Source organism: Cupriavidus pampae, assembly GCF_914271485.1.
GTDB lineage: Bacteria > Pseudomonadota > Gammaproteobacteria > Burkholderiales > Burkholderiaceae > Cupriavidus > Cupriavidus pampae.
The window spans coordinates 339,107-362,486 of record NZ_CAJZAG010000001.1 but is presented as its reverse complement, the minus strand read 5'-3'; the positions used below and the strand labels follow the sequence as shown (position 1 = coordinate 362,486).

Here is a 23,380-nt window from a genome sequence, read left to right as displayed (position 1 = left end):
GACTTACACCTCGAGTTCGTTGAGCAGGCTATCCATCAGGGACAGGCGCTGCTGCCGGTCGCCCTGACCGGCGCCCTGCTCTGCAGTGACATGCGGCGCAAGGGCCGCGATGGTGGGATGATCGAAGAGCTGACGCATGGGAACGTCCCATCCGTGGCGGCTGGTCAGCAACGCGTTGACGCGCACCAGCGCCAGCGAGTGGCCACCGAGTTCAAAGAAGTTGTCGTGGCGACCGATCTGCCCGGTGCGCTCGACGCCGAGCACTTCCGCCCACACTGCCGCCAGCGCCTGCTCCACCTCGCCCTGCGGCGCCTCGTACGTGCGCGCCTGCGCCTGCGGTTCGGGCAGCGCCTTGCGGTCGATCTTGCCGTTGGCGTTCAGCGGCAGTCGCTCCAGCACCACCAGCGCGCCCGGCACCATGTAGTCCGGCAGCACGCCGCCCAGCCGTGCCCGCATCGTCTCCGCATCGAACGGCGCGCAGCAGGCGACATACGCGATCAGGCGCGTGCCGTCGCGTGCCACTACCACTGCCTCGGTCACCTCGGGCTGTGCCAGCAGTTGCGCCTCGATCTCGCCCAGCTCGATCCGCAGCCCGCGGATCTTCACCTGATGGTCGATGCGGCCCAGATACTCGATCTGGCCATCCGCGCGCCACTTCACCAGATCGCCGGTGCGGTACAGACGCTCGCCGGTCTGGAACGGATCGGCGACGAAGCGCTCCGCGCTCAGGCCCGGACGACCCAGATAGCCGCGCGCGAGACCGATCCCGCCGAGGTACAGCTCGCCCGCCACACCGCGTGGGGTCAGGTTCAGGCTGCCGTCCAGCACATAGGTGCGGATGCCCGAGATCGGCTGGCCGATCGCCACCTGGCTCTGCCCGTCATCGCGGCAGGTCCAGTGCGTGACGTCGATCGCCGCTTCGGTCGGGCCATAGAGGTTGTACAGCGCGGCCCGCGGCAGGCGCGCGAGCACTTGCCCCTGCACCTCTGCCGGCAATGCCTCGCCGCTGCACACGATGCGGCGCAGGCTCGTGCATGCGTCGACGCCGTCGTGCGCCATAAAAGCACCCAGCATCGAGGGTACGAAGTGCAGCGTGCTGACGTTATGCGCGCGGATCAGTGCCACCAGCCGGGCCGGATCGCGGTGGTCACCCGGGTTGGCCACGACAAGTCGTGCACCGATCATCAGCGGCCAGAAGAACTCCCAGACCGAGACGTCGAAGCTGAACGGCGTCTTCTGCAGCACGGTGTCGTGCGCGGTCAGCGCATAGGCCTGCTGCATCCATGCGATACGGTTGCTCAGCGCGCCATGGCGATTGGCTGCGCCCTTCGGCTTGCCGGTCGAGCCCGAGGTGAAGATCACGTAGGCAAGATGCTCGGCATGCAGCGGCACCTGCGGATCGTGGTCTGCGCTATCGTCGTTATCTTCTAACGACAGCCACGCCACGCCCGGTTGCCGCAGATGCGGCTGGCCCAGCAGCAGCGTCATGCCGCTGCTCTCGATCATGTACGCGATACGGTCGCGCGGATACTCGGGGTCGATCGGCACATAAGCGCCGCCGGCCTTCATGATCGCGAGCAGGCCCACCACCATCTCGATCGAGCGCTCGGCGATAATGCCCACCGGCATATCGGGGCGCACGCCCTCCGCGATCAGACGATGCGCGAGGCGATTGGCCCGTGCATTGAGCGCGGCGTAGGTCAGCGACTGGTCGCCAAACACTACCGCCACCGCGTCTGGTTGCGCACGCACGCGGCGCTCGATCTGGTGATGCACAGGTTCCACCGCCTCGTGGACCGTCGTGTTCTCGCTCCACTCGCGCAGCAATGCGGATTCCGCTGCGGACAGCAACTTCACGTCGCCTATCATCGTGTCGGGGTTCGCTGCCAACGCCCGCACCAAAGCCTCATAGTGCGAAGCCATGCGCGCGACACTGGCTTCGTCGAACAACTCGACGGCATAGCGCAACGTCAGCTGGACTTGCCCGTCCTCCTGTTCGATCGACTCCAGCATCAGCTCGAACTGCGCGGCGTGATGGGCAAGGTCTAGCCGCGTCACCGTCAGCCCCGGCCATTCGGCGAGCGATCGCGCATCGCGTCGCACGTGGTTGAACATGACCTGAAACAGTGGGTGATGGTTCAGGCTGCGTTCGGGCTGCAGCGCCTCCACCAACTGTTCAAACGGCAGGTCCTGATTGGCCAGCGCACCGGCCGAGGCCTCCCGCACCTGCGCAAGCAACGCCGCGAGCGTGGTCCGCATGCCAACCGTGGACTGCAGCACCTGCGTATTGATAAAGAAGCCGACCACACCCACGGTTTCCGCGCGATTGCGGTTGGCGAACGGCACGCCGACGCGAATCGTCGTCTCCGCGGTATAGCGGGACAGCAACGCCTGAAAGGCCGCCAGCAATACCGCGAACAGCGTGGTATCGGCCGTCTGCGCACGTTGCCGCGCCTGCGCCAGCACCTCGGCCGGCAACGCAAATACATGATTCGCCGCGCGATAGCCTGCTGTAGCCTGGCGCGGACGATCGGTCGGCAACTGCAACACGGGATGCTCGCCGCCAAGCTGCGTGCGCCAGTAGTCGAGCTGTCGCGCGCCCTCGCCCTCGGCGAGCCACTGGCGCTGCCACACGGTGTAATCCGCGTACTGGATGGTCAGTGGCGTCAGCGATGCGTTAGCGCCGCTCAGCCGCGCACGATAGGCGCGGGCCAGCTCGTCGAGGATCAGTTGCGTCGACCATGCATCCGAGACGATGTGGTGCATGACCACGATCAGTTCGTACGCGGCATCGCCGGTCTTGAACAGCACGGCACGCATCAGCGGACCCTGCGCCAGATCGAATGGGGTATCGCAGATGCGGCGTACCGCAGCCTGCAGCCCATCCGCGCCGGCGAACTCGGTCACGCCCCATTCCAGCGTGAGCGTGGACGTGGGCTGCACGATCTGCTCGGGTTCGCCCGCGGCATTGGGTCGGAACACGGTGCGCAGCGATTCGTGGCGCGCGGCCATCGCTTCGATGCACTGGCGCAGCGCATCGGCATCGAGCGTGCCCGCAAAGCGCAGGCCGCCACAGAGGTGATACGCCGTGCTGTGCGGGTCCAGCTGCCACGCGAGCCATAGCCGTTGCTGGGCAAACGAGAGCGGAATCGCGGTATCGGCGGGACGCGGCACGATGCCGGGGTCGGTGGACACGGCGCCGCCACCACCACGCAGGCGCTGGCGTAGCAACGCGAGCTGCGCCGGGCTCAGGCTGGCGCGTCGAGCGGAAAGATCGTGCATATCGAAGGGCTGGCTAGCGTCAAAGGGTTGCGGCAGGCGCGGCTTCCCGCACCGGATTGGGCTCATCGGGCTCGTCGGGATCAGCGGTGGCGATGGCATCGATCAGCAGGCCCTCGACGAGGAGCGCGAGCGCGTCGAGGGTCGGCTCCCGGAAGAACGCGGACGGATGCACGTTCACGCCCCACGCGGCCCGCACGCGGGCGAGCAACTGGATGGCGAGCAGCGAATCGCCGCCCAGTTCGAACAGGTTGTCGTGCAGCCCCACGCCATCGACGCCGAGCAGGTCGCCCCACAGATCGGCCAGGCCGATCGTGAGGTCGTCGGCGGGCATGACGAACGGCGTCTGCAACGCGGGGCGCGGATGACGCGGGCGCGCGGTGGGCTGTCCGATGTCGATGGCGTCCAGCGCGTCGGCATCGAGTCCGCGCAGGCGGCTCTCGAGGTCGGTCGTCACCACCACCATCTGCGCCACGGCAGGTCCGTTGACGATGCGCTCGAGCGCCATGCCGCCCTGTTCCGGCGCAATGCCCACGCCGTCGGGCAAGGCGATGCCAGCCGCCATGCCGATGTCGCGCCAGCCGTCCCAGTTGACGGCAATCACCGGATAGCCACGCGTGCGCCATTGCAGCGTGGCGTAGGCATCGAGGTAGGCATTGGCCGCGGCATAGTCGACGCGGCCGATACCACCCGCGATGCTGGCCAGCGATGAGCAGAGCACCAGGAAGTCCAGCGCGTCGCCATCGAGCGCGTCCATCAGATGGCGCGTACCGGCAATCTTTGGTGCGAACACCTGCTCGGCGATCGCCTCGGATCGCCGCGCGATCATGCCGTCGCCGACGGCGCCGGCCGCGTGGATCACGCCGTGCAGCGCGCCGAAATGCGCGCGTGCCTGCGCGACAGCGGCACGAATCGAGGCCGGATCGGTGACGTCGGCCGCGATCCGCAGAATCTCCGCGCCCTCACATACTGGTGCATCGTCGCGATCCGCATGACGCGACACCAGTACCAGCCGTGCTTGCCAGTGGGACGCCAGATGCCGCGCAAGCGCCATGCCCACGCCGCCAAGGCCGCCGGTAATCAGGTAGACGCCGCTCTGACGCAGCCTTGCCGGCGCGGTGCCTGCATCGGCCGCAGGCTCGTAGTGGCGGACCCAGCGATGCGGCCCGCGGTAGGCGAGCAGCGTATCGGCGGCGTGATCTCCTGTGCTATGCAGCTCCGCGCAAAGCTGAGCGACCAGGCGCGTTTCGGCGGCGCTACCCGATGCAGGCAGCTCGACGTCGACCAGACGGCAGCTCACCCCTGCGATTTCCTGAGGCATAACCAGCGCCGGGCCCAGCAGCATGGCCCGTTCCGGGTCGAGCGCCTCTGTGCCGGTGACGTCTGCAAGTTGATCGGTGACGACCAGCACGGCCGCCTGTGTCGCCGTCGCATCGAGGGCTTGTGCCAGTGCCAGTACGCTGCGATAGCCGTTGCCACCGAGGCTCCACAGATGGCAGACGTGCGCGATGTCGCTGCCGTCGATGGCGCGTAGCACCTGTTCGAGGTCTTGCGCGGAATCGGGGCGCGCGACGTAATGATGGGCGTCGACGCGGGCGAACGCGGCACCCGCCGCGACGCTGACCACCCGCGCCGCGTTATGCGACGCCAGCTTTTGCAGCAAACGGTCCGACAGGCTGCCCGCATCGCCAAGCACAAGCGTGCAACCCTTGGCCTGACCAATCGTCGGCAAGACCGAGCGACGGAACACGGGCACATGGAACCAGTCTGCGATGTCGCGCGGCCCTGTCGTGGAGCGGGCTGGCTTGTTGTCCGTCGCATCGGGAAGCGGTACCCAGTAGGACTGGCGTTCGAACGGATACGTGGGCAATGGGACGCGGCCGTATTGGTGACCATCGGCCGGCAACGCACGCGCCGCCAACGCGGCATCGATATCGACGCCTGCCACCCATAGCTGCGCCAGGCAACGAAGCGGCTGATCGGCCTGCAAGTCCGCGCGCTTCGGATGCGCCTGCGTCGCCAGCACGGGACGCGTGCCGACCTTGGCATGGCGCTTGACCAGCGACGCCAGCGTATCGCCGGGGCCAACCTCCAAGGCAATGCGATCGGCCTTGTCCAGCAGCGTGTCGAGGCCATCGGCGAAGCGCACCGTGCCGCGCAGATGCCGCGCCCAATACTGAGGGCTGCGGGCCTCGGCCTCGGTGATCCATTGCCCAGTGACGTTGGAGATGAACGGGATGGTCGGCGCGCTCAGCGTCATGCGCGCGACCAGCGCCTCGAACTCGCCGACCACGGGGTCGAGCAGCGCCGAGTGAAACGCATGCGAGACGTGCAACGCGCGCACCGCCACGCCTTCGGCGGTCAGGCGCCGCTCCGCCTCCGCAATAGCAGCCGGCGTGCCGGACAGCACGCATAGCGACGCGTCGCTTGCGGTCGCATTCACCGCCGCAAGATCGCAGCCGCCTTCCAGATACGGTGCCAGCGCCGATTCCGGCAGCGTGACGGCGAGCATCGCGCCTGGCGCCGTCGACTGCAGCAACTTGCCGCGCGCGGCCACCAGCGTCAGCGCATCGTCGAGCGAGAAAACGCCGGCAATGCACGCGGCCACGTACTCGCCGATGCTGTGCCCGAGCATGGCATCGGGGCGTACGCCCCAGGCCATCCACAACGTGGCCAGCGCATATTCGATGACGAACAGCGCCGGCTGCGTCAGCGCCGTGCGCTGCAACTGCGCGGCGGCCTCCGTTGCCAGCGTGGCATCGGGATAGAGCCATGCACGCAAATCCTCGCCCAGCGGGGCACGCAGCGCCTCGCAGCAGCGATCCACGGTGGCACGAAACAGCGGCTCGCGTTCGTACAGCGCGCGCGCCATATCCACGTGTTGCGCGCCCTGCCCCGGGAACAGAAAGGCTACCGAGGGCTGCACCGACAATACCGATCCACTGACGTAGTCCGGCGCGATGCGCGTACGCAAGCTCTGCGCGGCGGCCCCGAGATCGGACGCCACCACGGCGGCACGATGCGCAAATCGACGACGCCCCACCGCGAGCGTGTGAGCGACATCGCCAAGCGCGAGGTCCGGCGTCTGATCAAGATGCTCGCCCAGCGCGCCAGCGGCTTGCGCCACGGCGGCATCGCTACGTGCCGAGACCAGCAACAGCTGCGGCGACACGTTAGAGGTCGCGGAGGTCGCGGAGGTCGCGGAGGCCGCACGCCGCAGCGGCGGCGCTTCCTCGAGCACCGCGTGCGCATTGGTACCGCCCATGCCGAACGAACTCACCCCTGCACGACGCGGAGTCGGGCCAGCGGGCCAAGCCGCGGCGCGGGTATTGACGTAGAACGGGCTCGCCGCGAAGTCGATGCGGGGATTCGGCTGCGTAAAGTTGAGGCTGGGCGGCAACGTACGGTGCCGCAGCGCCTGCACGGTCTTGATCAGTCCCGCCACGCCCGCGGCGGCGTCGAGGTGGCCGATATTGGTCTTGATCGACCCCACCGCGCACGATTGCGGACGCGCGCTGCCGCCACGAAACGCCTGCGTCAGCGCGGCGATCTCGATCGGATCGCCGAGCGTCGTGCCCGTGCCATGCGCTTCCACATAGCCAATCGAATCGGGCGACACATCAGCCAGCGTCTGCGCGGTGCGAATGACGTCAGCCTGCCCCGCCACGCTCGGCGCGGTATAGCCAACCTTGTCCGCGCCATCGTTATTGATGGCCGTGGCGCGAATCACCGCGTGGATCGTATCGCCATCCTCGAGCGCCTGCGCCAGCCGCTTGAGCACGACGATGCCGGCGCCACTACCCAGCACGGTACCGTCGGCACTGGCATCAAACGCACGGCAATGACCGTCGGAGGACAAGATCGCCCCGGCCTGATGACGATAGCCCGCGTCCTGCAGCAGGTTCAGCCACACGCCGCCTGCCAGCGCCATATCGCAGGCTTCGGATAGCAGCGCCTCGCAGGCCATATGCACCGCCACCAGCGACGTCGAACACGCGGTCTGCACCGTTACGGCCGGACCGCGCAGATTCAGCTTGTACGCCACGCGCGTGCTCAGCGCATCGTTGGCGTTGCCGTTCATCAGCCCGATCAGCTCGGCAATGCCGGCACCCGCGCCCAACTCGCAACGCGGCAGCAGATGCCGCATCAGATAGAGATTGGCACCGGAACCCGCATAAACGCCCACCGGCACCGTCACCGGCACCGTCAAGCGCGAGGCATCGTAGCCCGCATGTTCGAGCGCATGCCACGCGCATTCGAGGAAGATGCGCTGTTGCGGATCGAGCGATTCCGCCTCGCGCGGCGAATAGCCAAAGAACGCCGCATCGAACAGATCGGCGCCCATAAAGCGGACGCCCGCGTTGACGTACGCCGCATCCGCCCGCACGGCGGACGGCACACCAGCCGCATCGAGGTCCGCATCGCTGAACGTGGACACCGACTCCACGCCATCGCGGATATTGCGCCACAGCGCGTCCACGTCGGGCGCGTCCGGGAACCGCCCGGCCATGCCGACGATCGCGATCTCCAGCCCGGTGGCGTCGGGCAATGCTTCGTAGCGCCGCATCAGTTGACTCCCGCGGCGGCACGGCCCCGACGCAGCCGCGCGCCGCGTTGACGCAGCGCCCGCTCACGACTGTCCGCGTCGGCCTGTGCGCCGTCACCATCGTCCTCGAGGTGTCGGGTCAACGCGCCAATGGTTGGATACTGGAACAGGTCCATCAGCGGCACCTTTAACCCGAGGCGGCCCTCGAGCAGACGGTGCACACGAATCAGCAACAGCGAATGGCCGCCGATATCGAAGAAATTGTCGTGCTGGCCCACCCGCTCCAGACGCAGCACCTCGGACCAGATGGTCGCCAGCGCCTGCCCGATTTCGCCCGCCGGCGCCTCGTACGGTTGGAGGCTGACCGCTTCCGGCGCAGGCAGCGCCTTGCGATCGACCTTGCCATTGCTGTTCAGCGGCATGACGTCCAGCGGCACGATCAGCGACGGCACCATGTAGTCCGGCAGCACGCGACCGAGCGCTTCCTTGAGGCCCGCAACATCGACCGCATCGCCCTGGATATAGGCCACGAGCCGCTGATCGGTACCCATCTGCTGCGCCACCACCACCGCTTCGCGAATACCCTCCAGCGCCAGCAACGCCGCCTCCACCTCACCCAGTTCGATGCGGAACCCGCGCACCTTCACCTGATGATCGATGCGGCCGAGATACTCGATCTCGCCATCGGCACGCCAGCGCACAAGGTCGCCCGTGCGATACAGACGGCCACCGGCCGGATCGAACGGATCGGCAACAAAGCGTTCAGCGGACAGCCCGGGACGATTCCAATACCCGCGCGCCAGTCCGCCACCGCCCAGATACAGCTCACCGGCCACGCCCCTCGGCACCCGGTTCAGCGCGCCGTCGAGCACATGCGTACGCAGATTGGCGATAGGTTTGCCGATCGGCACCGTGGCCGCACCATCGTTGCGGCAATCCCAGTACGTGACCTCGATCGCGGCCTCGGTGGGACCATAGAGATTGAGCAGCGTCGCGCGCGGGTACGCCGCGAGCACGCGCGCCTGCAGATCCGCGGGCAAGGCCTCGCCGCTGCAGACGATGCGCTGGATACCCTGACATGCCTGCGCGCCATCGTGGGCCATGAATGCCTGCAGCATCGACGGCACGAAGTGAATGGTGGTCACGCGGTGCTGCGCGATCAGCGCGACGAGCCGGGCCGGATCACGGTGATCGCCCGGACCGGCCACCGCCAGCGTGGCACCGGTCGTCAACGGCCAGAAGAACTCCCAGAACGAGATATCGAAGCTGAACGGCGTTTTCTGCAGCACCGTATCGCCCGCTGCCAGCGGCTGATGCGCCTGCCCCCATGCGAGCCGGTTGCAGAGCGCGCGATGGCGGTTGCCGGCGCCCTTCGGACGTCCAGTCGAACCCGACGTGTAGATCAGGTAGACGAGGTTCTCGCCATGCAGCGCCACGTTCGGATTGCCGGTCGGCTGCGTCGCCAACGCGGGCTCCAGCGCATCCACGGCCAGCAGCGATAGCGCGTCGTTCACCGGCAACGTCGCGATCAGGTGCTGTTGCGTCAGCAGCAGACTCACGGCGCTGTCTTCGAGCATGTAGGCGATACGATCCGCCGGATAGTCGGGATCGATCGGCACGTAGGCGCCACCGGCTTTCATGATGGCCAGCAGGCTGACCACCATCTCCACCGAACGCGTCATCGCGATACCGACGCGCGTCTCGGGCCTCACGCCCAGGCCGATCAGATGATGCGCGAGCCGATTGGCGCGCGCGTTGAGCGTGGCATAGTCAAGCACCACGTCGTCGAAGCGAAGCGCCACGGCGTCCGGCTGCCGCGCCACCTGTTGCTCGAAGCGCGCGTGCACGATGGGCTCGCCCACCTCGATGACCGGACCTCGATCCCATGCGTGCTGCTGGTCCTGCTCCGGCTGGCTCAACAGGGCCACGTCGCCCACCGCGCTGTCCGGCTGCTCAGCGAGTGCACGCAGCACGCGCAGGTAACGCTCGCCGAAGCGCGCGATGGTCGCGGGGTCGAACAGCTCCCGCGCGTAGATCAGACGAATGGACGTGCCGCGCGCGGCGCGCTCGCGCACCTCCACCGACAGTTCGAACTGCGCGGCCTGCCCCGTTATCGGCTCGCCACTGGCCGACAGGCCCGTCAACCGCTCGAAAGTGGTGTAGTCCTCGTTCAGGTAGTTGAACAGCACCTGAAACAGCGGGCTATGGCTCAGGCTCCGCTGCGGTTGCAGCGCTTCCACCAGTTGCTCGAACGGCAGGTCCTGATGCGCAAGTGCCTCCAGCGCGCTGCCTCGGGCGTGACGCAGCACCGCTGTCAGCGGCATGCGGTCGCTCACCTCGTTACGCAGCACCAGCGTGTTGACGAACATGCCGATAAGCGTCTCGGTGCCCGGATGATTGCGGTTGGCCACCGGCACCCCAACGCGCACATCCTGCTGGGCGGTGTAGCGGTACAGCAGCGTCTGCAGCCCGGCCAGCATCGCCATAAACACGGTGGCGTCATACGATGCCGCCGTCTGGCGCAGGCGCGCCATCAGGTCCGCCGGCATCTCGATCTCCTGCACGGCAGCTTGATACCGCGCCACCGCTTCACGCGGACGATCGACTGGCAGCGCCAGCACCGGATGCGTCGTGCCGAGCTGCTGGCGCCAGTACGCGAGTTGACGATCGCTCTCGCCGGTCGCGAGCCATTGCGCCTGCCACGCGGCATAGTCCGCGTAGGCTTGGCGCGGCGGCGTCGCTTCGTGCAGGCCCGCATAAGCGCGCGCGAGTTCGTCGATCCAGATGCGCATGGAGGCACCATCGGAAACGATATGGTGCATCGCCACCGCCAGCCGATGCTGCTCGGGCCCCATGCGCAGCAGCGCCACGCGCAGCAGCGGACCGTGCAGGAGATCGAACGGCTGGCCCGTCAGTTGCGCGGCCTGTTCGGCAGCAACGGCGTCCCGCTCGGCCGCCGGCAGCAGCGACAGATCGACAACCTCGAGGTCGATCGCCAGCGACGGCAGTACTACCTGTTGCCCTTCGCCATTCGCGCCCGACTGAAACACCGTGCGCAGCGAGGCGTGCCGTTCGATCACGCGCTGCAGCGCGCCGCGCAGCGCCGCCACGTCGAGCAGCCCCGTCAGCGACAGCGTGCCCGCCACGTGATAGGCGGTGCTGGATGGTTCCAGGTGCCACAGGAACCATTGGCGCTGCTGTGCATGGGACAGCGGGCGCGGCCCATCTTCGGCAGCGCACTGCCATGGCACCACAGCAGCCTGCGCGTCGCGCGCGCCGGTAGTCACGCGCGCACGGATGGCGGCGGCGCAATCGCCAAGGCGCGGCTGTTCGAACAACAGCGCCGCGGTGACGTCGATATGCCAATGCGCGCCGATACGCGCCACCACTTGCGCAGCGGCCAGCGAGTTGCCGCCTAGCAGGAAGAAGTGAGTGGTGCGCTCGGTGGCGACGTCGGTAGACAAGCGCAGGACGTCGCGCCAGATGTCCGCCAGCGTCTGCTCGGTCTCGTCCAACGCCGTGTCGCTGCCTGCCGCGGATGCGGTCGCAGCAGCCTCGCCGCTTTTCAACTTGCCATACTCGAACGTGGCATAGGCATCGAGCGAGCCCGCCGCCCACCCACGCCGGCAGGCGCCGCGCTGCAACTTGCCGCTCGACGTCTTCGGCATCTGGCCCGGATTGAGCAGCACCACCACGGCTAGCGGCTCGCCGCATACCTCGCTCACAGCAGCGCTCATCGCTTCCACCAGCGCCTGCGGCGATATCAGCTTCTGCGTGCTGCGCGATACCTCGGCCGCGACGCCGATGCCCTCCTTGCCGTCGCGCTGTACCGCAAAGGCGGCCACACGTCCCTTGCGCACCACGTCGACGTCCGCCTCGATCGCGCGCTCCAGATCCTGCGGATACAGGTTGTGCCCGCGCACGATGATCAGATCCTTGAGCCGCCCAGTCACGTACAGATGACCCGCATGCAGAAAACCGAGGTCGCCGGTGCGTAGCCAGCGCGCGCCGTCACGTTCGACGAACGTTTCGGCGGTCTCTTGCGGCTTCTCCCAGTAGCCGGTACCGATACTGTCGCCGCTGGCCCAGATCTCGCCGATGCGTCCCTCCGGGAGCGGCGTGCCTGCCTCGCCGACGATTCGCAGCGCATGGCCGTCGGCGACGGTGCCGCATCCCACCAGCACCGTGCTGCCCGCTTCCTGCTGCGCGGGTTCGCCGTCACCGCCAGCCAGGCGCGCCGCGTCGAAGGCCCGCGTGGTCATGCCCGCGCCGCGGGTAACACCGGTGACGAACAGCGTGGACTCCGCCAGCCCGTAACACGGGTAGATGGCGTCGGGCGTGAACCCGGCCGGTGCAAAGCGCGCCGCGAAAGCTTCCATCGTGTCACCGCGCACGGGCTCGGCGCCCGTGTACGCCACCCGCCAGCTGGAAAGATCCAGCGCGGCGATCTGGCTGTCCTTGACGCGATCCAGACACAATCGGTACGCGAAGTCGGGGCCACCGCTCAGCGTGGCGCGATGCCGCGCAATCATCTCCAGCCAGCGCACCGGACGCTCGAGGAAGAAGCGCGGCGACGTCAGCACGCATGGAATGCCCGTGTAGAACGGCTGCAGTAGCCCGCCGATCAGGCCCATGTCGTGGTACAGAGGCGCCCACACCGCGAACTTGTCATCGGGGCCCACGCCCAGTTTTTGCTGAATCGCGCGCTCGTTGGCCATCAGGTTGCCATGGCTCACCATGACGCCCTTGGGCGCGGATGTCGACCCCGACGTGTATTGCAGGAAGGCGATGTCGCTCGCGGCCGGCGTGAACGGCTGCCAGTCGTCGCTCGCTGCGGGATCGATCGTATCGACGGCAATCACGGTAACGGCAGACCCGGTGGTCGCATCGAAAGCCGACGCGATCGCCGCAGCCATGTCATGCGTCGTCAGCACGATGCGCGCGCGCGCATCGGCCGCAATGCCCGTGAGCCGCGCCAGATGCAGCGCCCGCGCCGATTCCGGCGGAAACACCGGTACCGCGATGGTGCCCGCGAAGAAGCACGCGAACATCGACACCGCGTAGTGCTCGTCGTTATCGAGCATCACCAGCGCGCGCTCGCCAAGCCCGCGATAACGTTGCAGCGTCGCGGCAAGCGCGCGCGTGCGCTGCGTAAAGGCGCCGTATGTGAAGCGTGCTTCCGCCACGCCGCTGCCGTCGTCCTTCGCCACGATCAGCGCATCGTCCTCGGGCCGCTGCGCGGCCAGTGCCTGTAGATGGGTAACGAAATCCACGGGGCCGTGCTCCGTAAGCTGCTGTGTATGCATGAATTGCCCCGACTCAGAAACGGCCAAGATTGCCGTGCGGCTCCGCCATCGCCACCACCACCTTGCGTGGTCCCTTGAACGGCGCGCGCGCGTGAGCGGCCAGCATGTTGTCGAGCATCAGCACGTCGCCCTCCTGCCAGCGGAACGACACGGTCTCCGCGTCGAGCACCGCGCGCACTTCGTCGAACACCGCATCCGGAATCGGCGAGCCATCGGCGTAGTACGTATTGCGCGGCAAGTTCTCCACGCCGACGAGGTCTTCCAGCGATTCGCGCACCTCCGCCTGCAGGTTCGAGACGTGAAACAGGTGCGCCTGGTTGAACCACACCATGTCTCCGGTCACGGGATGCTTCTCCACCGCCTGGCACAACTGCGTGGTGCGCAGTTCATCGTCGTCCTTCCACTCCCAGCGGATACCGGCACGCTGGCAGAACGCTTCCACCTCGCCGCGGTCCGCGGTGTTGAACACCGTCTGCCAGGGCACGTCGAACTCGCCATAGTTGCGCACGTACAGAATGCCGGGCGCAAAGCGCTCGCGGATCGTCACGGGCATGCGACGGTAGATGGCACGGCTGTCCGCGATCGGCGTCTCTCCGCCCTCGGGCGAAGCGGTGACGCAATGGAACCAGATCTTCATCGGCCATTCGCGTGTGTAGGCCTGTTCGTTGTGCAGTGGAATATGCTGATGCGCGGGATACTCGGTCGAGGTATAGATGCCCGACGACGACACCGCGCTGCGCGGCGTGGAAGCGAACTCGTACTTGAGCAGCGGATGGCCAAAGCCGGCGGCAAATTGCTGGAAGGCGTCGACCGACGGCACCTCGAAGCCGCGCAGCAGTACGCCGCCCACCATGTGCAGCGCGGTCTCGATCGGGTCGCGGAACTGCGCCAGGCCCGACAGCAGCGACTGCCCCGAAATCGACGGCGAGATCAGTACGGGCAGATCGGAACCGGCGGGTGCCCGCCGTTCGAAGCGGGTCATGATGTCTTGCATGAATGCTCCTTGAGGCGCCAGGCCAGCGCGGCAACGTAGCCGCCCGGCATGGCTAGCGCCATGGCTTGAAGAGATGTCCAGCCAGCCAACCGGCTGCTGACGACGATGTTCTGGTGGTGCTCGGGGTCCACCGTCAGCGCATGCAGGTGTTCAGCCACGCCGACGCCCACCGCCTTCAGTGCCGCCTCCTTGGCCGACCAGTGCCGATACAGCGCGGCCAGCGGATCGGCCGCGGCACGGATGCGGGCCTGTTCGCACGCGGTAAAGGCCACGTCGAGGATCGACATCGCATCGCCCGTGCGCTGGCAGAGTTCGATATCGATGCCGAGCGCCTCGATGCACGTCCCATCGCCGATGGCAATCAGTGCATGCGCACCGGCATGCGTCACGTTGAATGGCAGGTCCGGCAGATCCGCGACGTGCGGCTTGCCGTGCCGGTTATATGCAAACCGTACCTGTGTGGGCGCGCAGCCGAGCCGACGTGCCAGCAGCCCGCGCACCGCAGCGCGCGTGGTGGCAAATCTCACACGATCCTCGCAACGCGCAAAGCGCCCGGCCTGTACGCGTTCCGCAGCGTCCAACTGCATCAGTGCCTCTGCCGGTTCGCGATCGAGCGCCAGATCCACGCGATGCACTTCGATCGCGCCCGGCGTGGTGCCGCGCAGGTCAGGCAATGGCACGCGTTGCATCGGGGCTGCCCTCCGGCACGCTCTGCGCCAGCCGCCGCGCCACGGTCGCCAGCACTTGCGGCTCATCGTGGCGCACGAAGAAATGATTGCCGTCGAACCAGTCGAGCGTGAAGCCCGCCGTGCCTTCCTCGCGCCAGGCCTCGATGCGTTCCGCCGAGATGGGATCCTGCCGCCCGGCAAGCGCGTGAATCGGCACCGGCAGATTGCCCGGGGCCGCATGGCTGAAGCTTTCGCACACGCGATAATCGGCACCGAGCACATCGAGCGTCAGGCGAATCAGGTCCGGGCTCTTGAACACTTCTTCGGGGGTGCCGCCCTGACGGCGCAGATCGGCGATCAGCGCGGCGTCATCATCCTTGTGGGCAAAGCGCTCGGTATCGCGCTGCGTGGGCGCGGGGCTGCCCGACAACATCAGCGCCAGCGGCAGCGGCGCGTTACGCGCCAGTTGACGCCGGGCGATGCCATAGGCCAGCAATGCGCCCATGCTGTGGCCGAACAGTGCGTAACGGCCCTGCAGCGCGGCGCGCTGCTCTTCGCACAGCCGCGTCACCATCGCCTCGAAATCCTCGACGAACGGTTCCGCGATGCGGCCACCGCGCCCCGGCAACTCCACCGGCACCACCTGCACCCAGGCTGGCAGTGTGCGGCGCCAGCGCAGATACATGGTGGCACTCGCGCCCGCGCATGGCAGGCACAACAGGGTCAGCGGCTCACGCATGCCGTTCAGCTCGCCGCGCCGGCGGTCTGTTGCTCCATCCATTCGCGGAGCGAGCGCGGGCGCATATCGACCCACGTCTTCTCCACATACTCGAGTACGGTCTTCTTGTCGCCCTTGATGCCTTCCACGGCGGTCCAGCCGCCGGGCACTGCCTTCCAGTGCGGCCAGATCGAGTACTGGTCCTCCTGGTTCACCAGCACGATAAAAGTTTCGTCTTCACGGTCGAAGCAACTGGTCGACATGCGGCATCCTCGTTGGTTGGAACAATGCGGTCCCGCCACGACATTCCGCGGGCGGGTCTTCGCTGTCTAAGACGAAGCAACGCGCGATCTGTTCAGGTGCCTTGCTGGCGGCATGGTCTTCAGGGGACCAGTGTCGTGCGGCGCAGATGCGGATCGCGCGCGATGTCTGTCTCGAGGAACGGAAACCGCAGCCAGTCCTTGCGCGCATAGCGCGCCACAGGTGCGCTGCCGGGGCCGTTGTCGACCGCGGTGTCCCGCTCCCCATGCGCGAGCAACGTGCGCGCTTCCACGCCACGCGCGCCGAAGTACACCACCTGCAGATAGCTGTTGCCGTGCGTATCGGGGCCCATGACGGGACTGTGATCGGCATTGCAGAGCACCGTGAAGTAGCCCATCTCCTGGCAGCCGCCATACAGCGGCACACGTGTGCCACCGGTGCGCACGTACTGCACGGCACCGAGCGGTGTGCCCGGCGCCGAGCCGCCGCGCGCGAGTGTCTGCACGGCCGTGCTCAGCGCGCGCGCCGCGTCATCGCCATCCATCGCGGCCGCCGGCGCGCGCGGCGTGTGCAACGGGTCGTCCGCGGAAAAGGGCACGCGATAGAACTTGTTCATTGGCGGCTTGGCGAGTCCGGTCCAGAACGTCGACCAGAGCAGCGCGCCACGATCGTGCGTTCCGCCCTCGTTACGCCAATGCGTCAGGGTCTCGCAAGCGTCGCTCGTCGGCGTGCAGGCGCGCGCCAGCAACTCGTCCTTGAACAATTCCGCGGACAACACGCGCGCGTCCAGCGCCTGCGTCATCAGCGCCCGCGCCACCGCTGCGGCCGAGCGCTTTGGCAGCGCGCCCTCATTGGCGATGTCGTTCGCGATGCGATAACCAAGGCGACTGCGCAGACTCAGCGCCTGACGCTCGCCGCCCAGTACCAGCGGAAAGCCCTCCAATGGCTGCCGCGGATTGGTCAGCCAGTAGCTGTCGTTCATATTGGCGACGTAGTCGTCGCGCAGCAGCGAGGGCATGGCGTCAGGCGGCATCGCACCGGTCTGCACGGCGTGCGCATCGGCCTGCCAGTCGCAATCTGGCTGGCTGCCATCGAGCACGGGCGTCAACGGATCCACGGCCGCGAAGGCGCGCGCCGTGGGCGTGGCGCAGCGCGCGCGCAGGGCATCGGGGACATTGGGCACCGCGCCCACATCGGCATACCAGACGCGAGGGTCGCCGCGCCCGATGGCCACGGTATTGACCCACGGTACCGCCGCCTCGCGACGCTGGATCGCAATGAAGTCGTCCAGCGACTTCGCCTGATTCCAGTAGAAGAAATTGCGAAAGATGCGGAAGTTGTCGGCGTTGATGTCGCGAATCGCCAGCGCCCGCGCATCGCCCCAGCCGAGCGCCGCGTGCTGCCGGCCCAGATCGATCACCGGGCCAAAGCGCGTGCGATACACGGTACGCCGGACCGCGCGCACCACCCCGTCCGCCCCCTTGACGTCGATGGACACCTCGCGCGCTGCCATCGGCACGCTCTCGCCATGCCAGCGGTAGCGCGTGGGATCCGCGGGATCAAGCGTCAGATCGAACAGCCCGAAACGGCGCGCGGCCGATACCGTATGGCTCCACGCGACATTGGCATTGAAGCCGATCATCACCACGGGTATGCCGAGGAATGCCACCCCCGCCACGTCCAGCTTGCCCGGGATGGTCAGATGCATCTGATAGAAGCGATCCGGGCCGCCCCAGAACCAGTGCGGATTGCCCAGCAGCACGCCACCCTGCCCGCCGGTCACCGCCCCGCCGAACGCCATGGCATTGCTGCCAAGCCCAGGCTGATCGCCGATCGGGATCGCCAGGCGCGCCTGTAGCGCCTGTAGCGCTTCTACCGTTTGTAACGCGCCCGCATCGTCTTCGGTTGCGGCGCTGGCGGGCGTCAAACCCGGCGGCTTCGCGTTGGCGATCTCCGGGATAAAGCGCGCCAGCCCCGCCGCGACCTGCGCGGCATACATGCGTCGGTAGATATCGCGCGCTGAAATCTGGCGCACCCATGGCGCTGCCACGCAGGCGGGCACCGGCCGGGCGGCGCTGGCCGCGCGCAGATAGCGGTTATAGCCAGCGGCAAAGCCTTCGATCAGCGCGTTGAGTTCACGCGGCTGGTCCGCTTCGTAACGCGCCACCACGGCATCGTCCGCAAAGCTGCGAAAGAAGACGTCGAGCTCGAGATTGCCCGGACGGCCGAAGGTGGCATTGCGCGCCGGGCGCGCCTCTGCACCGAAATAGCGCGAGCGCTCGCCGGCAAAAGTCACGAACCCCTCCGCCAGCGTGCACAGCGCGTCCTGCGCCTGCGCATAGCCCACCCCGACGCCCAGTGCGCGCCAGTCGCCGGCGCGGACGTGGGGAATGCCGTCGGTGGTCCGGCGGATCTCCACCGACTCTCCACCTGCGGCGACCGCCAGCCCAACCCAACTCAGCAGCGCTGCCGCCAGTCCCGCCCACCTTCTGTGTTGCCGTCCGCCAAAAAACATGACTGCCCGCCCGTTCGCCGATTCCGTTGATCGCATGGAGAAGACGGCCAGCCGCGCCATCTGTTCAAACGCCCGGATCGTGCATGAACAAAATAATTCCTATTTCGTCATGGTTCTGGATTGGCGTCATTCACCGGACTCAGGCCGGCGGACTGCGCCGGAAATAATGTCATCGCACCGCGAAATAACATGCCTTTGCATCCCGATCTCGAAGCGTTCCTGGAACTTGCGGCCCTGGGGGACCAGAAACGCCGTGCCATGAGCGCCATGACGCCCGCCGAAGCCCGCGCGGTCTACGACGCCGCCACGCAGGCGCTGGACGGCCCCGGCAGCGAGGTGGATACCGAGGAACTGAGCATCCCAGCGCGCGATGGCCATCAACTGGCGGCCCGGCTGTACCGGGGCAGTGCCCCCGCGCCCTTGCCCGTGCTGTTGTACTTTCACGGCGGCGGCTACGTGGTCGGCGGGCTGGATTCGCACGACTCGCTGTGCCGCGACCTCGCCCAGGAGGCCGGCTGCGCGGTGCTGGCCATCGACTATCGGCTGGCGCCCGAACACAAGTTCCCGACCGCTTTCCTGGATGCGGAAGACGCGCTGGCATGGCTGCGCGCCAACGCCAGCTCGCTGGGCCTCGACCCCGCCCGCATCGCGGTGGGCGGAGACAGCGCGGGCGGCACGCTCGCCACGGCGCTCTGCATCGCGGCCCGCAACGCGGGCACGCCGCAACCGTTGCTGCAACTCCTGCTCTACCCCTGCACCAGCGCGCATCAGGACTCGGCCTCGCACCAGCGCTATGCCAGCGGCTTCCTGCTCGAGCAGCAAACCCTGCAATGGATGTTCGGCCACTACCTGCGCCAGCCGGCGGACCGCGCGGACTGGCGCTTCGCCCCGCTCGAAGCGCCGGATCTTGCCGGCCTCGCGCCTGCCGTGATCCTGCTGGCCGAGTTCGACCCACTCGTCGACGAAGGCCACGCCTATGCGCGTCGGCTCCAGGCCGCCGGCGTTGCCGCCGAAGCGGTGACCTGGCCGGGCGTGGTCCATGACTTTGGCCGCCTCGGCAACGTCGTGGACGAAACCGCGCGGATGCGCACCCATATCGCCACCGCGCTCGCGCGGGCGTTCCAACGCAACTAGCCGATTTTTTTCAGACGGGCGCAGCGGACGAAGCCGCAAGTCTTGGGGAGCAAGACAGCGGCGCCGCCCCTGCAACCAGCTTTTTCATCCACCAAGCCATAACTATTCAATCAATGGAAACCACCTCGAAGTTGGCAACGGGCCTGACGCCATTCCGGCTGTCCCGACTTACCCTCGCCGTACACGGCGCCGTGCTCGGCCTTACGCTGACGGCAGGCGCGCTGCACGCACAGGAAGCGGCCACCGCAACGTCGCCGGCAGCCAGTCCCGTCGCCACGCTTCCGCCCGTGACGGTCAGCGCCACCGCAACGGACAGTCTCTACCGCGTGGATAACACCAACCTCGGCGCGATGGGCAACAAGTCCCTGCTCGACACGCCCTATAGCGTGGACGTGGTGACGCGCGAACTGATGGACAACCAGCAGGCCACGTCGCTGGTGCAGGCGCTCAAGAATGACGCGTCGGTGTCGATCACCTCGAACAATATCGGCGGCCTGTCCTCGCAGATCGCCATCCGCGGCATTCCGCTGGATCTGCTGTACGGCCGCAAGATCGACGGCCTGAACATCTTCGGCTGGAGCGGCGACCTGCCGCTGGAACATTTCGACCAGATTCAGGTACTGAAGGGCGCCGGCGGCTTCCTCTATGGCTTTGGCCAACCGGGCGGCATCGTCAACTTCGTCAGCAAGCGCCCCACCGACACGCCGACGCGCAGCGTGTTCACGTCCGTCACGGACAGCGGCCAGTTCCTGCTGGGCGGCGACGTCGGCGGCCGCTTCGGCCCGGACGACCGCTTCGGCTATCGCACGGTGCTGGTCGGCGAGGCGGGCGACAGCTACGTCAACGATGGCGGCCGCATCAAGCGCGGCTCGGCATCGGTCGCGCTGGACTGGCGCATCATGCCGAACCTGGTGTGGAGCGCCGACTTCCTCGGCATGGACCGCGTGGTCAAGGGTTCGTCGGGCTGGGGCCTGTTCCCGAACGCCACCGGGCTCAACGACGACTTCGCCGTGGCGCAAGCGCCCTCGCCCATCCGCGGCAGCAAGCGCATCTACTCCCCGTTCACGAGCTACGAGACGCGCGCCAAGGTCTGGGGCACCGCGGTCGACTGGGGCTTCGCCGAAGACTGGAAGGCGCGCATTGCCTACCGCGGCTCGATGATGGACCGGATCTACCTCAACGGCTCGATCTATGCCAATGCCGCGGGCGACTACACGGAAGAACAGTACGGCGGCACGGACAAGTTCAAGACCGACGACGTGCTCGGCCTGGTGCAGGGCAAGGTCAAGACCTGGTTCGTCACCCACGACCTGACGTTCGGCGCGTCGTATGGCCGCATTCGTTCGTACACGTCCAGCATCTTCAACTTCGCCACGCTGGGCTCGGGCAACCTGGCCAATCCTGGCACCTTCGACAATCCGCACCTCAGCGCCGAACCGGCCGATACGCTGAACAGCTACACCTCGCAGCGCGCGTTCTTCGTCTCCGACACGATGCACGTCGGCGAACACCTCGACCTCGTGGTCGGCGTGCGCCGCAACAACATCAAGGACACGGTCAACGACTACGACAAGAGCGCGACCACGCCCACCGGCGCGATCATCTTCAAGCCGACCAACTGGCTGTCCGCGTACACCAGCTACGTGGAATCGCTGGAGCAAGGCGCCACGGCACCGCTGCAGGCCGTCAATGCCAATCAGGTGTTCGCCCCGCTCAAGAGCAAGCAGTATGAAGTCGGCGTGAAAGCGGACCGTTCCACCTGGTCGGCCAACGCCGCGGTGTTCCGCATCAAGCGCGGCCTGACGTACACCACCTCCGAAGGCCTGTTCACGCAGGACGGCGAAGCGCGTTACGACGGTCTGGAAATCGGCGGCAAGATCCGCCCCACGCCGCAGTGGCTGATCGGCGCCACGGTCCTGTTCCTCAATGCCAAGAACGAGAGCGCCGCCGAAGGGATCAACGGCAATCGCGTCGATGGCACGCCCAAGCAGCAGGCGGCGCTCTACACGGAATACCGCCTGTGGGATACCGGCTTCACGGTGACCGGCGGCGTCCAGTATTACGGCGCGCGTCCGATCGACCCGGCCAATACGGTGCGTCTGTCGTCCTACACGCTGTTCGATGCCGGCGTCCGCTACACGACGCGCGTCAACGGCAACCGTGCCACCTTCCGCTTCAATATCGACAACCTGACCAACAAGGCCTACTGGCTGACCAGCGCGTCGTATCTGACGCAAGGCGCCCCGCGCGTCTTCAAGCTCAGCGCGCAGCTGGACTTCTGATCGGTGAGTAACGGTTATCGGCTGGAAAATCACCTTCCAGCCGATAACCTTGTGATTTTTTGGACATTTCCCGTCACTTGCGTACGCTCTAAACCACAACTAGAATGCAAATCGTTCGCAATAACTCCAAACGCGCGGCGTCGCGACGGGATTGTCACCATGGCATTGACAGATACGGCCGGAAGCACGGGCCACGCTTTCGCGAGCATCTATCGCAGCCATCACGGTTGGCTGGTTGGCCTGCTGTCGCGCAAGCTCGGTAACGTGGACAATGCCGCCGACCTGGCGCACGACACCTTCGCGCGCCTGCTCAAGCACGGCGACGCCGAGTCGCTGCGGGAGCCGCGCGCGTACCTGACGGCCGTCTCGACCAATCTGACCACCGATTATTTCCGTCGTCTGGCGCTGGAGCGCGCCTATCTGGACGCGCTGGCCTGCCATCCGGAAGCCACCGTGGCCTCCCCGGAGACGCGCGCGCTGGTGCTGGAGGCCCTCACCGAGATCAGCCGTGCGCTCGACCGGCTGCCGCCGCGCGTGCGCGAGATCTTCCTGCTGTCGCAGATCGACGGCCTGGCCTACAAGGAAATCGCCGAGCAGCTCGAAGTGACGGTCAACGTCGTGCAGAAAGCCATGACCCGCGCCTACGTACAGCTGTGCCAGTTGGTCCACCGCTGATGGGCGCGCCGGATGCCAAAGTCATCGAGCAGGCCGCTGTATGGATGACAACCTTCCAATCGGGCGAGGCGACCGCCGCTGACGAAGTGGCCTGCGCCCGCTGGCGCGCCGCGGATCCCGAGCATGAGACGGCCTGGGAGATGATCAGCGCGATCAACCTGCGCATTCGCGATGGCATGGCGGGCGTACCGCCTGCCGTGGCCCGTCACGCATTGGGCATGAGCGCCACGCAGCGCTCCCGCCGCGACATGGTCAAATCGCTCGCGGGCATCGGCGCATTGGCGATGCTTGGCGGTGGTACCTGGCTTCTATCCGAACCCGGTCGCTATGACCGTCTTGCCGCGGACCAGTCGACCGGGCCCGGCGAACGGCGCACCATCGAGTTGCCCGACGGCTCGGTGGTCACGCTCAACACGGCGTCCGCGATCGATGTTGCATTCGACCGCGACACCCGCACCATTCGCCTGCTGACCGGCGAGATTGCCGTGCACACGGCGAAGGACGCACGGCATCGGCCCCTGCGCGTGGCCACCCGATTTGGCGATATCGTCCCGCTCGGCACGCGCTTCGTGGTGCGCGATGTCTCCGCTGGCACCGCCAGTGGCCGTGCCGACACGATCTCCGTGGCGGTAACCGAAGGCGCGGTCCGCATTGCGCCCGTGGCCGGCAGCACGCCCGCGCAGGTGTCGGCCGGGCAGCAGGCCAGCTTCAACGCGACGGCCGTGGGCACCGCTGAAACCCTCGACCTCGCCAGCCGGTCCTGGCTCGACGGCATGCTGCTCGCGCGCCGGATGCCGTTGCCCGATTTCATCGCCGAACTCGCGCGATACCGTCGCGGGGTGCTGCGCTGCGACCCATCGCTTGCCACCTTGAGCGTCTCCGGCGCGTTTCCGCTGGATGACACCGACGCCGCGCTGATGCTGCTGGCGAAAGCCGTACCCGTCCGCACCCGAGCGATCACGCCCTATTGGGTAACCGTCCTTCCTCGCTAGCTTCGGCAGT

Annotated in this window: 12 protein-coding genes; 4 read left to right on the top strand and 8 right to left on the bottom strand. The window is 67.2% G+C overall.

The genetic code is table 11. The annotated features are described in order from the left end of the window. Nucleotides 1-3: 3 nt before the first annotated feature. The 8 genes from LDO41_RS01700 to LDO41_RS01665 form a co-directional block, all read right to left on the bottom strand. The gene (locus tag LDO41_RS01700) at nucleotides 4-3,282 is read right to left on the bottom strand and encodes a non-ribosomal peptide synthetase (RefSeq protein WP_223981049.1); all 3,279 of its coding nucleotides are present in this window, start codon (nucleotides 3,280-3,282) and stop codon (nucleotides 4-6) included. 19 nt (nucleotides 3,283-3,301) lie between these two features. Then, the gene (locus LDO41_RS01695) at nucleotides 3,302-7,846 is read right to left on the bottom strand and encodes a type I polyketide synthase (RefSeq protein WP_223981046.1); all 4,545 of its coding nucleotides are present in this window, start codon (nucleotides 7,844-7,846) and stop codon (nucleotides 3,302-3,304) included. Beyond that, entirely contained in the window at nucleotides 7,846-13,131 is a 5,286-nt protein-coding gene (locus LDO41_RS01690; protein WP_223981043.1) for a non-ribosomal peptide synthetase, read from the bottom strand. Before LDO41_RS01690 ends, LDO41_RS01695 begins: the two co-directional genes overlap by 1 nt. Nucleotides 13,132-13,144: 13 nt before the next feature. Further along, nucleotides 13,145-14,125 carry a TauD/TfdA family dioxygenase gene (locus LDO41_RS01685; protein ID WP_223981041.1) on the bottom strand — a complete coding sequence of 327 codons (981 nt, stop codon included), beginning with the start codon at nucleotides 14,123-14,125 and terminating at the stop codon, nucleotides 13,145-13,147. Next, on the bottom strand, nucleotides 14,110-14,814 hold the full coding sequence (locus LDO41_RS01680; protein WP_223981038.1) for a 4'-phosphopantetheinyl transferase family protein: 705 nt from the start codon (nucleotides 14,812-14,814) through the stop codon (nucleotides 14,110-14,112). Before LDO41_RS01680 ends, LDO41_RS01685 begins: the two co-directional genes overlap by 16 nt. Next, the gene (locus tag LDO41_RS01675; RefSeq protein ID WP_223981035.1) at nucleotides 14,792-15,532 is read right to left on the bottom strand and encodes a thioesterase II family protein; all 741 of its coding nucleotides are present in this window, start codon (nucleotides 15,530-15,532) and stop codon (nucleotides 14,792-14,794) included. Before LDO41_RS01675 ends, LDO41_RS01680 begins: the two co-directional genes overlap by 23 nt. A gap of 5 nt (nucleotides 15,533-15,537) precedes the next feature. Continuing rightward, nucleotides 15,538-15,774 carry an MbtH family protein gene (locus tag LDO41_RS01670; protein ID WP_223981032.1) on the bottom strand — a complete coding sequence of 79 codons (237 nt, stop codon included), beginning with the start codon at nucleotides 15,772-15,774 and terminating at the stop codon, nucleotides 15,538-15,540. 119 nt (nucleotides 15,775-15,893) lie between these two features. Next, nucleotides 15,894-18,191 (bottom strand): penicillin acylase family protein, encoded by a 2,298-nt coding sequence (locus LDO41_RS01665; protein ID WP_253074764.1) that lies wholly within the window; start codon nucleotides 18,189-18,191, stop codon nucleotides 15,894-15,896. Nucleotides 18,192-18,476: 285 nt separating this feature from the next. Here LDO41_RS01665 and LDO41_RS01660 point away from each other — a divergent pair, with 285 nt between their 5' ends. From LDO41_RS01660 to LDO41_RS01645, 4 genes are all read left to right on the top strand, one after another. Then, nucleotides 18,477-19,421 carry an alpha/beta hydrolase gene (locus LDO41_RS01660; protein WP_223981026.1) on the top strand — a complete coding sequence of 315 codons (945 nt, stop codon included), beginning with the start codon at nucleotides 18,477-18,479 and terminating at the stop codon, nucleotides 19,419-19,421. A 113-nt stretch (nucleotides 19,422-19,534) separates the two neighbouring features. Continuing rightward, nucleotides 19,535-21,703, top strand: a complete 2,169-nt coding sequence (locus LDO41_RS01655; protein WP_223981024.1) for a TonB-dependent siderophore receptor — start codon at nucleotides 19,535-19,537, stop codon at nucleotides 21,701-21,703. 159 nt (nucleotides 21,704-21,862) lie between these two features. Beyond that, nucleotides 21,863-22,378, top strand: coding sequence for a sigma-70 family RNA polymerase sigma factor (locus LDO41_RS01650; RefSeq protein ID WP_223981021.1), 516 nt, complete (start codon nucleotides 21,863-21,865; stop codon nucleotides 22,376-22,378). Beyond that, entirely contained in the window at nucleotides 22,378-23,370 is a 993-nt protein-coding gene (locus LDO41_RS01645) for a FecR domain-containing protein (RefSeq protein ID WP_223982318.1), read from the top strand. The genes LDO41_RS01650 and LDO41_RS01645 overlap by 1 nt, the downstream gene beginning before the upstream one ends. Nucleotides 23,371-23,380: the final 10 nt, after the last annotated feature.